Origin of the sequence: Haloarcula amylolytica JCM 13557 (genome assembly GCF_000336615.1) — an archaeon.
Lineage (GTDB): Archaea > Halobacteriota > Halobacteria > Halobacteriales > Haloarculaceae > Haloarcula > Haloarcula amylolytica.
On record NZ_AOLW01000007.1, the window covers coordinates 1 to 13,384 of the forward strand.

At 66.5% G+C, this 13,384-nt stretch carries 13 protein-coding genes; 3 read left to right on the forward strand and 10 right to left on the reverse strand.

Annotation, left to right across the window (positions count from 1 at the left end; all coding sequences use genetic code 11):
* Positions 1 to 79 precede the first annotated feature (79 nt).
* Both C442_RS02235 and ddh read left to right on the forward strand, forming a co-directional pair.
* Positions 80 to 598, forward strand: a complete 519-nt coding sequence (locus C442_RS02235; RefSeq protein WP_008307471.1) for an HPP family protein — start codon at positions 80 to 82, stop codon at positions 596 to 598.
* A gap of 53 nt (positions 599 to 651) precedes the next feature.
* Complete coding sequence (gene ddh / locus C442_RS02240; protein ID WP_049942793.1) at positions 652 to 1,578, forward strand: D-2-hydroxyacid dehydrogenase; 927 nt, start codon at positions 652 to 654, stop codon at positions 1,576 to 1,578.
* 30 nt (positions 1,579 to 1,608) lie between these two features.
* On the opposite strand, the gene C442_RS02245 is transcribed toward ddh, so the two are convergent.
* Together C442_RS02245 and thiD are read right to left on the reverse strand one after the other, a co-directional pair.
* Positions 1,609 to 2,244, reverse strand: coding sequence for a DsbA family oxidoreductase (locus tag C442_RS02245; RefSeq protein WP_008307475.1), 636 nt, complete (start codon positions 2,242 to 2,244; stop codon positions 1,609 to 1,611).
* A gap of 75 nt (positions 2,245 to 2,319) precedes the next feature.
* Positions 2,320 to 3,708: a bifunctional hydroxymethylpyrimidine kinase/phosphomethylpyrimidine kinase gene (thiD, locus tag C442_RS02250; protein WP_080504267.1), complete on the reverse strand. Its 1,389-nt coding sequence runs from the start codon at positions 3,706 to 3,708 to the stop codon at positions 2,320 to 2,322.
* Between the two features lie 122 nt (positions 3,709 to 3,830).
* On the opposite strand from thiD, the gene C442_RS22005 reads away from it, so the two are divergent.
* On the forward strand, positions 3,831 to 3,995 hold the full coding sequence (locus C442_RS22005; protein ID WP_008307477.1) for a DUF7331 family protein: 165 nt from the start codon (positions 3,831 to 3,833) through the stop codon (positions 3,993 to 3,995).
* Between the two features lie 5 nt (positions 3,996 to 4,000).
* Here the strand turns inward: C442_RS22005 and C442_RS02255 are convergent, their stop codons facing one another.
* The 8 genes from C442_RS02255 to C442_RS02290 form a co-directional block, all read right to left on the reverse strand.
* Positions 4,001 to 4,882, reverse strand: coding sequence for a DMT family transporter (locus C442_RS02255; RefSeq protein WP_008307478.1), 882 nt, complete (start codon positions 4,880 to 4,882; stop codon positions 4,001 to 4,003).
* Between the two features lie 40 nt (positions 4,883 to 4,922).
* The gene (locus C442_RS02260) at positions 4,923 to 7,229 is read right to left on the reverse strand and encodes a M61 metallopeptidase family protein (RefSeq protein WP_049942775.1); all 2,307 of its coding nucleotides are present in this window, start codon (positions 7,227 to 7,229) and stop codon (positions 4,923 to 4,925) included.
* 248 nt (positions 7,230 to 7,477) lie between these two features.
* Entirely contained in the window at positions 7,478 to 7,771 is a 294-nt protein-coding gene (yciH, locus tag C442_RS02265; protein WP_004516073.1) for a stress response translation initiation inhibitor YciH, read from the reverse strand.
* Between the two features lie 44 nt (positions 7,772 to 7,815).
* Complete coding sequence (locus C442_RS02270; protein WP_008307487.1) at positions 7,816 to 10,050, reverse strand: transglutaminase family protein; 2,235 nt, start codon at positions 10,048 to 10,050, stop codon at positions 7,816 to 7,818.
* Positions 10,047 to 11,021 (reverse strand): DUF58 domain-containing protein, encoded by a 975-nt coding sequence (locus tag C442_RS02275; RefSeq protein WP_008307489.1) that lies wholly within the window; start codon positions 11,019 to 11,021, stop codon positions 10,047 to 10,049. The genes C442_RS02270 and C442_RS02275 overlap by 4 nt, the downstream gene beginning before the upstream one ends.
* Positions 11,018 to 11,977, reverse strand: a complete 960-nt coding sequence (locus C442_RS02280; protein ID WP_008307491.1) for an AAA family ATPase — start codon at positions 11,975 to 11,977, stop codon at positions 11,018 to 11,020. Before C442_RS02280 ends, C442_RS02275 begins: the two co-directional genes overlap by 4 nt.
* A 193-nt stretch (positions 11,978 to 12,170) precedes the next feature.
* Positions 12,171 to 12,440: a DUF7573 domain-containing protein gene (locus C442_RS02285; protein WP_008307492.1), complete on the reverse strand. Its 270-nt coding sequence runs from the start codon at positions 12,438 to 12,440 to the stop codon at positions 12,171 to 12,173.
* Between the two features lie 73 nt (positions 12,441 to 12,513).
* Positions 12,514 to 13,197: a class I SAM-dependent methyltransferase gene (locus tag C442_RS02290; protein ID WP_008307494.1), complete on the reverse strand. Its 684-nt coding sequence runs from the start codon at positions 13,195 to 13,197 to the stop codon at positions 12,514 to 12,516.
* Between the last annotated feature and the right edge of the window lie 187 nt (positions 13,198 to 13,384).

Consider the following 13,384-nt stretch of genomic DNA (forward strand, 5'->3'; position numbering starts at 1 on the left):
AGATGTGTATAAGAGACAGCTACGGCGCCACTCTGTCGGACCGTGACTGTCTTATTCATTCAGTTTCCTACCGGGAGCAATGCGACGGCATCGGGTCGGGACAAGTCTGTACGCCGGCGTGCTGTTCGTCGTCCTCGGGACGCTCGCGTGGGCGAGCGGGCAGCCGTTCATCTTCCCGAGTCTCGGCCCTTCTGCGTTCATCCTCGCGTTTCAGCGGGACGGCGACCGGACGGGGCTGGGCAGCGTCGTCGCGAGCCATCTCATCGGCGGCGTTGCGGGGCTGTTCGCGTACAGCCTGCTTGCTGGCGGCGTTTCACTCGTCGCGGACCCGACCGCGTTCTCGATGGCCGGGCTCCGCCTCGTCGCGAGCGCGACCCTCTCGCTCGTCGTGACGAGCTGGGGGATGATTGCAACAGATACGGTCCACGCACCGGCCTGCGCGACGACGCTCATCGTCTCGCTGGGGCTGCTCTCGACGCCGCTGCAGGTCGCAGTCATCGTCGTCGGTGTCGGCGTTCTCGTCGCGTTCCACGCCCTCGTGCTGTCCGCCTACCATCGAGCTATCGGCTCGTCTCTACCGGACCAAACTGACCGGTGAGCGGACTGCAGTTCGGCAAAAAGCACTATACTATCGCCACGCCAGCGGCCTGTATGGATATCGCTAGAATCGCCGTCCACGAGTCAGTTGCGAAGGCCTGTCCGCTGGAGGCGATGGTCGCCGCGCTACAGGGACCCGACGTACCTGTCGAGACTGTCGGTGATGACGCCTCATTCGATGCCAGTGACTGCGTCGTCACGTTCTCCCCGCGGGAGGCGTTTCTGGACGCCGCCTGGGTCCACGGCATCCGCGCGGGCTACGACGAGTTCGACGTGGACGCCTACGAGGCGGCCGGGACGGTACTGACGAACAGCACTGGTATCCACGGCGACACCGTCCCGGAAACCGTCGTCGGCTATCTGACGGCGTTTGCCCGCCGTCTCCACGTCTATCGGGACCGACAGGGCGATAGCGACTGGACGCAGGAGCCGTACGACGCGCCGTTCACGTTGACCGGCGAGCAGGTGTGCGTGGTCGGGCTGGGCACCATCGGTCAGGGCGTCGCCGACCGGACCGACGCGCTGGGGATGGATGTTGTCGGCGTTCGCCGCTCCGGTGACCCCGCTGAGAACGTCGAGCGCGTGTACACACCCGACGAACTGGACGCCGCCGTCGCCGACGCACGCTTCGTCGTGCTGTGTTGTCCGCTCACCGAGGAGACCGAAGGCATGGTCGACGCCGCTTTGCTCGCGCAGATGCGGGCCGACAGCTACCTCGTCAACGTCGCCCGTGGGCCTGTCGTCGTCGAGGACGCGCTGCTGAACGCGCTCGACGACGGGACGATTGCCGGGGCAGCCCTCGACGCCCACTGGGAGGAGCCGCTACCAGACGACCATCCGCTCTGGGACCACGAGTCGGCTATCGTGACGCCACACGTCGCTGCGTCCACGAGCCGGTATCACGAGGATATCGCGGCCCTCGTTCAGGAGAACGTCGAACGGATCGACCGCGGCGAGTCGCTGCGGAACCGCGTCGCGTGAGGGCCGTCCGCGGATATCTGACCGCGCCGCTCAGGTACCTTCGACCAGCCGTTCTAGCTGCTCGGGCGGCACCGCACCGCGTGCGGCGTGGCCGTCGTACGCGAACGTCGGGACGCCGGTGATGCCCTGGCGCTTGGCCGCTGTGAACTTCTCGCGGACCGCAGACCGGAGGGCGTCGTCGGCGAGCGCCGACCGGATTTCGTCGCCGTCGACGCCCGCGTCCTCGGCGAGGTCGACCAGCAGGTCTTCGTCGCCGATATCCGCTCCGTCCTGCCACAGCGCCTCGAAGATGGACACGTCGAAGGCCAGCCACGTCTCGTAGTCGTAGTGCTCTTTGACGTAGTAGGAGGCGATCTGGGCGGGCAGCGAGTCGATGTCGGTGGCGATGTCCAGGTCCATCTCCACGTCGTATTTCTCCTGAAGCCGGCGGACGCCCTGCTTGGCCTGCTCGTAGTAGTCCTCGTCCTTGCCGTCGTCGACGGAGTGGTCGATAGAGCCGTCGGGGTTGCGCTTCCCGCTCCGGAGGTCGAAGGGGTGCCAGTCGATCTCCAGTTCGTCCTCGCGCGTCGACTGGTACTGCCTGAGCGATTCGCGTCCGAGATAACAGAACGGGCAGACGTAGTCCGAGAAGACCGTGATCCGCTCGCTCGACTGAGTCTCACTCATACGTCCGGGTATGCGTTGCTCGCGGTTAAACGCGGCCACCGTCTGTGCCGGACCAGCGCACGACCGACTGGCCCGCTACCCGTCGTCCCTGACGGTCTCGTGGACTGTCTCTACTTGAGAGACGAGGTCGTCGGCGTCCGCTGCGAGCAGCATTGCGCGGCCGTCGGTACCCACGCCCTCGCGGCCGACGACGGCGACCGGCGTTCCGTCGCTGGTCCCGAACGCCCGGTCGACGCCCCACTGTGCCGTGGCGTCGTCGGAAACCCCGTTCGGGCGCTCACCGGGGTCGTACGCAGCGACGCGGCCGTCCAGCGACGCCAGCGCGTCCTCGACGGCGTCGGTCAGCCGGCAGTCGACGGCGAACCGAATCGCCGGGTCGTGCTCCCGGGCGGCCAGGAGGGCGCGAGCCACCGTCGTCGATGCGCCAAAGCGGACGCCGCGGTTCGGCCGGACGCCGTCCATCGTGCGGGCGATGCGGCCCTCGACGGCGGCGACCGCGTCCGGCGTCTCCGCGTAGGGCGTCGCGCCGGCGACGGTCATCCCTCGCTCGGGGACCAGCGTCGACACGTCCGCCTCGACGAGCGCCGACACAGCCCGCTCGACGGCCTCGCTCGTCGGATGGCGTGCGGCGTCGTTGCGCGTCTGGACGAGGTGGTGGACCGCACCCGGGCCTTCACCAACGTCGAGGTTGTACCGGACCGCGCTCGCAAGCAGGTCGATACTGTCTCCGACTGCCGTCGGCAGGTCGTCGCCGTGGGCCAACTGCGTCGCGATGGCAGAGGACAGCGTACAGCCCGAACCGTGGGTGGCCTCGGTGTCGATGCGGTCGTGGCGGAACGTCGTTACCCCGTCCTCGGTCACGAGGGTGTCGACCACGGCGTCGCCCGGGACGTGGCCGCCCTTCACGAGCGCGCTGTCGGCCCCCATCTCGACGAGGTCGCGGCCCGCTCGTTCCGCGGTCTCGGGATTGTCGACGTCGCGGCCGGTCAGGACGGCGGCCTCGTCGGCGTTGGGCGTGACGACCGCCGCTTCGGCGATGAGGGCCTCGTAAGCGTCTTCGGCTTCAGCGGCCAGCAGCCGGTCGCCCGAGGCCGCCACCATCACCGGGTCGACGACGAGGTTCGGCAGGTCGGCGGCGTGTTCCACGACCAGGTCGATGACGTCACTCGTCGCGAGCATCCCCGTCTTGACCGCGGCCACGTCGAAATCTCCCGTGACCGCCTCGATCTGGGCCTCGATCTGGTCGATCGGGAGCAGATGCTGACCCTGTACGCCCGTGGTGTTCTGTGCCGTGACGCTCGTAATCGCGCTGGTCCCGAAGCCGCCACAGGCCTCGATGGTCTTGACGTCGGCCTGGATACCGGCCCCGCCACCGGAGTCGCTGCCGGCGACGGTCAGCACGACTGGCGGCGTCACTGGGGCGTCCGCTCGTGTCATACCTGATGACTTCACTGGCGGCCACATATCGGTGCTGGTCTCTCAGTCGGACGAAACTATGTGGCCAAATCCTAGTATGCTAATAATATCCCATACTACATTTGAGAAACATTTATGTGTCACTGTGTCGGATGTGCCCTTGTACCACAATGGAACCAGCGTCGCGCGATACTACCGACTCCGACGAGCAGTACGGCAGCTTCACAACTGGCGGCGGCGACGTCGTCGTCTACGACACTGAGAACCCGACCGCGTGGCTTCAATCGAGCTATGCGGTACAGGTCGGCTGCTCGTCGGAGCGAAAGTCGGTCTGACCTTTTTACCCGACCGATATCATCGCGATACCGACGATAGCCAGCCCCGCAGCGGCCAGGCGTGCTCGGAACTGCGCTTCGTCGAGAACAATCGCGCCCAGAATAACGGCGACGATGGCTTGCCCGTTGACGATGGGTGAGACGATACTCGCCGGGAGCAACTGGAAGGACAGCAACACGATGTGGTTCGCGTAGGCGACGAACATCGCCGCGACGACGAACTTCGGGAGGTCCCCCCGCCATCCCGGCGGGACCTGATACCGGAACGCGAGCGGCGTCATCAAGACGGCGATGCCGACGGCCATCACCGGGATGTACGTCGTCGGTTCGACGGCCAGTTCCTGCATCAGCACCCGCTTGCTTACATCGACGAGCGCGAACGCCGCAGCCGACAGTAAGGCTAGCTGTGCGGGCCGGGACTGCCGGGCCCGCTTGAGCGGGGCCAGTAACGCTGTGCCCTGCCAGTTCGCGACGTAGACGGCGGCGGTCGCGACGACGACACCGCCGACCTGTAGCGCCGAGAGATGCTGGCCCAGCAGGCCGACTTCCAGCGGCAACACGAACACGGGGACGATTTTGCTGATCGGCGAGACGTAGGAGACTTCGCCGACGCGGATCGCCCGAAAGAGGGTGAGCAGTCCAACCGCCGTCACCGCCGTCACCGCGAGAACCGACGCGAGGACGTTGACGCGGTTGCCCGCCGGGAGGAAGGGCTCGTTGCTGACGAAGACGATGGGGAGGTAGACGATGGGGACCAGGCTGTACGTAAGCAACAGGAACACCGGCGACGGATACCCGGTGAACCACCGCTTCATCACGAACAGGTACACCCCGAACACCAGCGCCGACAGAACGGCGTACGCGATTCCGACGTTCACGGTTGACAACGGCTAGCCGACCGCAATAACTGTTCCCTTCGGGCTCGTGTCAGGAACCGCGCTGGCGGGCGATCAGGACCGCAAGCAACACCGCGAGACCGGTCACGAGCACGGTGAAGCCGTTGCCCTCGCCGGCTGTCGTCTGTGTGTCTGTGAGCCGCTCCGTCGGCGTCGACGTTGGTTCCGCTGTTTCGGTCGAGACGACCACCTCGACCGCCGTCGCGGTCCGTCCGTCACCCGCCGACAGCGAGACTGTTCCGGGTTCGCCGAGGGTGACCGTCCGCACGACTGTCGTCGTCGCCTGTGGCGGGAGATACAGCCGTTGCTCCGCGAACACGGTGTCGTTGCGGCGGAACTCGACCGCGATTGTCCCCGGAATCTCGTTGTCGTTGGCGACAGTGGCGGTCACGTCCACACTGTCCCCCTGCCTGACTTCTTGCGGACTCGCGGTGACGTCAGTGACGCTGGCCGCTGCCGGTTCCGTCACCACGACAGTGACGGTGTCGCCGTCGATACTGATCACGTATCGGCCGGGGTCGGCAAACGTGTGTGTCACTTCGACCTCGGTCCGCTCCCCCGGTTCGATCTGGCCCTGTTTCGCGGCGACGACGGTCTCGTTGACCGCGAGCGTCACGTTGTACGCCCCTGCCTCGCCACCGGCGTTCTCGACGACTGCGTCGACCGCGAGCGTCTCGTTGGTCGCCAGCCGGATCGGCTCGCTTCCGCCGACCGGTGTGTCTGACCGGTAGAGACTGTCTGCGCGGTAGGCGTCCGCACGGTCGACCGGTGGGAGACCGTAGCCGATACGAGCGGGAATCGAACCGAACAACCGCCGGTGTGTCGTCTCGTTCCACATCGCCACCGTCGTTGTCGTTTCGGTCTCCGTCGCGGTCGTGTTCCGGGCGCTTGCCCCGCCAGCGGCCTCGACCTCGGTGAGGAACTGCGATTGCGTGACCGGGTCGCGGTAGCCGTTTAGCGACTGGAACACAGTCTGGAGTGTCTTGTTGCGGTCAGTAGCCGAGCGGATATGGACATCTGTCCGCCCAGCCACCAGCGAACCCTTCCTGTAGTTCGCGTCGTTCGTCCAACTCGACCGGTCCGTCAGCGCCACGTCGCTGTAGACGGGGCGTCCGCCCGCTGCGAGCTGTGCCCGGAACTCGTCGAACCCGATCCGGTCCTGTTCCAGCGCCAGGACGGCGGCGTAGTACGTCGCCCAGCCCTCGACCGTCCACCGCGTCTCCCGCGTCGTCTCGTAGGCCTGCCGGCTGTGGACGTACTCGTGGAGCCAGACGTTGTTGGCGGTATCCAGCGATTGCCGGGACTGGACCCACATATCTGCGTCACCGATCTGATACCCCTCGACGCCCCACTCGACGGCCTCGGACGGCGCGGCGACGACGAACACCTGCTCGTCACGGTCACCGACCCGGAGGGCGTTCGATGCGTTCGCCATCGAGTCGAGGACCGAAATCGGCGAGGCCGTCATCGTCGCCCGCTCTGGCACAGCCAGCGTGAACGTCTGGTTGTGCGCCGTCTCCTCGAAGGTCGCTACCTCGCCGAGGTACACGATCTCCTCGCCCGCCGCACCCGGGCCTGCCGTCCGGACCGTGCGGTTGTACCTGACTGGGTCCTGGCCAGTGTATCGCCAGCGCGTCGGCGTCCGTGAGCGCGTGAGCAGCGCCCAGTCGCCCGTATCGACGCTGAGATAGCGGCCCTCGGCTCCCTCCGGACCGCTCTTCTCGATGGTCCGGTTCGGGTTGATGCGGTAGCTGACCGTCGCCGTATCCGTCGTTTCTTCCCACTCGTACACGGACTCGTTGACGCGCTCGAACCCGTCCGTTTCGGTCACCGTCGCCGCCGCTGGGACGTGCGTTTCGAGGTCGACGACCCGGTCCGGAATCTCGTAGGTCAGAGTCACCGCGACTTCGCCCGGCTCCTCCGGTATGCGCGCGTAGGTCTGTGTCTGCTGAATCACGTCACCGTCGCTGGTCTGTGTCGCACCCGACGTGGCTGTCCCCGTTCCCATGTCAGCCGCTGTCACGGCTTCCGTTCCGGTTGTGTCCCCGCCCAGTCCCCGCGGCTGGCGTCGATGTGTGTCGGCACTTCCGACCCGGGCTAGCGAACCGTTCGCCTCGGCAGTGGCCGTTGTCTCGACTATTCCACCACTATCTTGCTCTGACGCCCTATCAGCCTGATACGTACTGTTCTCGCTGGCTCCGCCGACTGCTGTGTCGACACTGGACCAGGTCACCGCCCCGTGGTCAGCGCTCGCCGCCACCGGGAGCGACGCGAATCCCCCACCGAGGAGAAGGACCACGAGTCCGACGGCCACCACCCGTCGGGGTACAACGAACATTGCAAACAGTTACCTCCCCGTGGTTGAAATAGTTGACCGCCGATTATGGGTGCTGGTATCATGCAACAAAATCTGTCTCGACCGGTCGCTACCAGAAGCGCCCACGACGGTAAAAAACAGCCAGACCCGAGCCACTCGTGGCCGGCCGCAGCGAACACTCGCGAGCAGACCAGACTGAAAAGCTGGCGAGCAGGTCACAGCGGCGGCTTGCCACGGCGCTCTCACGAGAACCGTTGGCAGTCAGGAGTTCAGGCGACGTTGAAACCTTTGTCGCGGAGGAAATCCTCGACGCGGCCCGTGTGATTGCCCTGGAGCTCTATCTGCCCGTCCTCGACAGTGCCACCGCAGGCGAACTTCGATTTGAGGTCTGAGGACAGCGAGTCCATGTCGACGTCTTTCGGGTCGAATCCCTCGATAATCGTTACCTCCTTCCCGTAACGGCGCTCGTCGATGCGGATGTTAATCTCCTGGGACTCCTTAGCGACGTCCTCACAGACGCAGAGCTCCTCAGGCAGCCCGCACGTCGAGCAGACTTCCGACATTACAATCGCGCCTACGAACACGACCTATTAAACACTGTCGGGGACTACCGGGCGGAGACGATTCTATCAGCGATTTCGACGGCCTCGTCGGCAATCGCTTCGTCGACCTCGCCGCCGTACCGGAGTCGTTCCCGTAGCGCCGCCAGCCGACGGACCCGGTCGTCGGCCCCTATCGCGTCGAGATACGCCCGTACCGTCTCACCGCTCTCGCGAGCCCGGTGCTCCTTCGAAAGGACGTACATGGCCCGCTGGAACGCCCGCTCGATGTCGGTCTCGGGGTCCACGCGGCGCTGGTAGCGCAGCCACACCGCCCGGTAGGCTCGCCCGCTGAGGCCGGACCGACGCGCACCCGCCGCGATGCCGAGCAGTGCAACGACGCCGAGCGTCATCTCCTCGCGCGATGGGAGTTCCGGCAGACTCGGCCCCGCATCATCGCCCGAGCCCGGCTCCCTTGCAGTGCCGGCTGGCGTGTCGGTTTCTGTGACCGTTGGTGTCTCAGTCGGCTCGGCCTCGGTCTCGTCGGTCTCGGTCAGCGGGGCGGGTGTCGACGTGTCGGACGGCGTGTACTGTTCGACCGGGTTGTCGTCGCCGACAGTGGGTGACGATTCGTCCGAACTCGCCTCCTCGATACGCTGCTGTCTGACCGCCTCGCGCGGCCCGGACGGCGTCGGGTCGAACTGCACCCAGCCCTGGCCGGGGAAGTACACCTCGACCCAGGCGTGGGAGTTGAGCCCGCGCACGACCCACTGGTTCTCGTCGATTCGCTGGCCGGACGTGTAGCCGACGGTCATGCGCGCCGGGATGCCCTGCGTCCGGAGCATGGTCACCATCGTCGTCGCGAAGTAGACGCAGTACCCCTCGTCCATCTCGAAGAGGAAGGCGTCGGCGACGTTGAAGTCGGGTCGGTCGACGTCGAGCGAGTAGCCCTTGCTCTCCTGCAGCCACCGCTCGACGACCAGCGCCGTCTCGTAGGGGTTTTCGGCGTTTGCGGTGAGGATAGCCGTCCGTTCCGTGACCCGGTCCGGCGTGCTGTCGGGGAGCTGGGTGTACAGCTCCGCGGTCGCGTCGTCGTAATCAGTGCCGGCCTCACGCAACCCGTCCGGCGTCGCCACGAGCAGTTCGCTCCTGACCTCGTAGCTGTCGCCCGTCGACAGCGTGCCGTCGGGCTGGAACCCGCCCTCGCTGGAGACCGATACCGACGGCTCCCCCGAGTAGCGGACGGGCTTCCAGGCGGCCGGGACGGTCCCGATGGTCGACTCCGCCCGGAACTCCTGTCGCAGCGTCCGGGTCTCTCCCTCAGGAGAGTCGAGGCGCTGGTCGTCGTACGGGGTGGGGTTCCCCGTCCGAACCCACCCGTTGCCGGTGTAGCGGTCGTAGGAGGCGACCCGCCAGTAGCGCGGTTCCTCGCTTTCGACCGTGTACCGTATCTCCGGCGTCAGCGAGATGCTCCCGAGTACTGAGAGGGACTCTCCGGCGTCGAAGAGGCTCCCTTCGACGGTCTGGCCGTCCGACCCGTCGTCGTACGACAGCAAACTGTCCCGGGTAATCGGGACCTGCGAGAGCGCCGCCGGGACGACGATTATCGCCGCCAGTTGTTCGAGGACGGCACGCCGCCCGGCGTCGATGCCCTCGCTGTCGTCGTCCGTCTGTCCCGTCTCGCTGCTGCCGGACATCGCATCGGGTCGCTTCGTCAGGTCCGCCGGCTCGTCCGCCGACAGCGTATCGAGCGTCCCGAAGCCGATGGTCGCCGCGATGCCGACCACGCCCAGCAGTGTCGTCACCACGCCGGAGTCGGTCGTTAGGGCGAAGAACGCCAGCGCCGTTCCGGCCGCCACTGTCGCCGTCACGTACCAGCGCCGCAGGGCGAAGTACCACGTCAGGAACACCGGTGCCGGCGCGAACGACAGCACCCACAACCTGACCTTGGCGATTTGAAGCAACGACCGCCCGGTCAGCAGGGCGGCGGTGTCGCCCAGAAGTTCCGTTATCGCTGGATTCGTCGAGAGGTTCAGGATGTACGCACCGAGGCCGCCGGCGAACAGCACTGCGCCGACGCCGACCGCGAGGGGCGGCCTGAGTACGCGGGCCAGCAGCGTCGCGCCGACGAGCGAGAGCGCGGTGAGCGCCAGAAACAGCGTCGGGTCGCCGACTACGTCGCTGAGATAGTACATCGTCCGCAGCGGCGCACCGATGGCCAGCGCCGCCGCAAGCAGCGCCAGTATCCGCGACCCGCTCCACGGGACTCGGCGGCGGACTCGTTCGACGACGGCGGCGCTCATCCGTTCACCTCGCCCGCGAGGGGGTTGTCCCGACTGGCGGTCACGTCGGCGAAGGACTGCCGGCGGCCGTCGACCGACACTGTGACGCCGTCGCTGTTGGCCGTGACGACCACGTCGGCGTCGTCCGCCCGGCCGGTCCGGCCCGCGTCGGCCCGGGCCAGCAGTTCGAGCAGTCGCGTCCGGTGGGTGTCGCCGTACCCCTGCTCGACTGTCCCGTTCGGGACGACGAGTTCGACCGCGAGACCGCTCTCCAGCGCGGCCATCGCGATGGTTGCCGCCGCCGCGGCCATCTCGTCGGCGTGCCCCTCGCGGGCTTCAGCAGCGACGAGCAGGTCCCTGTCGCTCCGGTTGTCAGTGAACTCCTTGACCAGCAGGTCCTCGCGCTTGGCGCTGGATTTCCAGTGCACGTCCCGTAGCGAGTCGCCGCTGACGTACTCCCGCAGTCGGTCGAACGACTGCCGGTCCTCGCTCTCCGGCGTGAACGCTCGTGCGAACGCGTCCGTCCCGCCCAGCCGGTAGACGGGCGGATACACGAGCACGTCGGCCCTGCTCTCGATGGTGTAGCGCTCTTTAATGAGTCCCAGCGCGTCCGTCACCGTCGCCTCGACGGGGCCGACCCGTTGCTCGCCCCGGGCCGTGTAGGTGACTCGGTAGGTCACCGTCGCCGGCAGGGACCTGGTAGTTGTCGTCTCGCCGTCCAGGCCCTCGGAAAGCCGGTCGGTGACCGTTGCGATGCCGCTGCCGTCGACACGGAACTCGACGGGTTTCGTCTCGCCGGGAAAGCCACGGCGGAGGCGGCTCCGCTCGACAGTCGGCGCGCCACTCCAGCGAACCTGCACGGCGGCGGCGAACACGCCGACGAACAGCGGGCCGGCGACGGCGGTGAGCCCGGGCTGACCGAACCTGGCACTGACCAGAAGGGCGGCAACGGCGACGGCGAGAACGGCGAAACCGCGGCGCGTCGGTCTCATTCGACGTAGACGGTATCGAGTGCCTCAGCGACGAGCGCCCGGGCGTCCTGCTCGCTGCTCTCGGTGCGGATGCGATGCGGGAGGACGACTGGCGCTTCCGTCTGGATGTCGTCGGGGATGACGTAACTGCGGCCGTCGAGGACGGCCCGGGCCTGTGCCGCCCGCAGGAGGGAGATGCTCCCCCGCGGGCTGACGCCCAGTTGCGCGTTCTCCCGCGTGTACCGCGCCAGCCGGGTCGCGTACGAGCGAATGGGTTCCTCGACGGTTACGTCCGCCACCGTCTCCCTGGCGGCAGACAGCGCTTCGAGGGTAGCGACCGACGTGAGGTCCTCGATGGGATGGTGGCCCACCACGTCACCCAGCATCTCCGTCTCCGCCGCCTCGTCCGGGTACCCGAGGTGCAGCTTCGTCATGAACCGGTCGAGCTCGGCCATCGGCAGGTCGTAGGCCCGGTTCTGCTCGACCGTGTTCTGCGTGGCGATCACGGTAAAGGGCTGTGGCACGGGATGTGTGGTCCCGTCGACGGACACCTGCTGTTCCTCCATCGCCTCAAGCAGCGCCGACTGCGTCTTCGGCGGTGCACGGTTGATCTCGTCGCCGAGGACGACGTTGGCGAAGATCGGGCCGGGTCGGAACTCGAACTCCTGTGTCTTCTGGTTGTAGACGTTGACGCCAGTCACGTCGGTCGGGAGGAGATCCGGCGTGAACTGGATTCGCTTGAACTCGCCGTCGAAGGAAGCCGCGACGGAGCGGGCCAGCATCGTCTTGCCGACGCCGGGAACGTCCTCAAGTAGAATGTGTCCGCGGCCGAGCACCGCCGTCACGATGTGCTCGATTGCGTCGTGTTGCCCGACGATGACCTGCTCGACGTTTTCGATCACCTGATTGGCGACGCGTGTGGCGTCGCGGAGGGGACTGTCCGACTGTTGACTGCGTGAGGTGTCAGTGTCTGTCATAGTCGCGATCTCGTGGGACGACGCCTTGGCACGGGGACTGGTGAGATAGTTTGCCCTGTCGACCAGTAAGTGTCTTGTGTGGGTGCCACATCCTCCGGGCCGTTCAGTTGTAGCCCTGTCTACGGCGTGAGCGTATGTAACTCTGTGGATGAGTGAGAACAACACACATCCGATTTACGGCCGGTAGCGGGGTTCACCAGCACTTGCAGGCCCCACAGACGAGGAGTCCGTCCTGTGTCCACCGGCGCTCGACGACCTCGCCACACTCGTCACACGCCGCTCCCTCGGGCGACCACGCGTACGTCGTCACGGCCGGGTCGACCGCGTCAGTCGAGGCTCCGGAATCGGGGGCTTCGCTCTCCGTCTCTGTAGTATCGTCTCCCGCAGAAATACCGTTGTCCCCCTCGTCCTCGCTCTCGCTGCTATCGTCGAGAAAGTCCTCCAGCGAGGCGTCTTCGGCCATACACCCTGGTTTTGGTTGCGGTCACAAAATACCCTGTCGGTCGTTCCGACGCCGTGCGCTGCTGCCTGCCTCGTTATTCGGTGGCGACGCCGACGGTCAGCAACGTCCCCAGTTCGCGGTAACGCTCGACCATCGCCTCGCGGGTCTCGAACTCGTCCGTGGGGAACCCATCCGCCGGCGGAATCTCCACCTCGCGGTCGGGGATTGTGTCCTGCGACGCAACGGCCAGACCGGCCTCGCGGAAGGCCTCGCGGTACTCCGGGCCGCTCCAGCGGGTCATCTCGATGTCGATGAACTCCTGCCACTCGTGGGAGTGGACGTTCTCCTCGTAGTAGTTCACCGCGATGTGGGCGGTCCCGCCCGGTCGCAGCACTCGCGCGATTTCTTCGAGGGTGTGTGGCGGGTCGCTGGCGTAGTAGAACGCTTCCATCGAGAAGACGTGGTCGATACTGTCGGTCGCAAACGGCAGCGCGTCGAAGTCGCCGCGCAGGAACCCGATGCCGTCGTCGTCCGTGTACTCGCGGGCGTTCCGGAGCATCTCCGGCGACCCGTCGAGGCCATAGCAGGGACCGGCGTCGTTGGTGTCACGGAGCGCACGGAGTGCGTAGCCCGAGCCCGTTCCGAGGTCGAGCACCGTGTCGCCCGGTTCGACCGGCATCCGGGCGAGGACGTGCTTGGCGGTGTGCCAGTGCCGGTCTTCCATCCCTCTGTCTTTGCCTTCGGCCGCCCACGCGTCGAATTCCTCGCGAACGCTCATACGTCCCTCCAGCAGTTCTGGCCTCAAAATGCCCGCTATTTCTGCCTGCCGGAAACAGGTACCCCGCCGGCCGCTCAAAGGCTGTATTGTCGACCGCTAGCGCCCGTCTCTCCTGTCCACCGATACCCGTACTCGTCTGCTAATGGACATCTCAGCCCACTTCTGTACACAAAATATCAGATGGGGA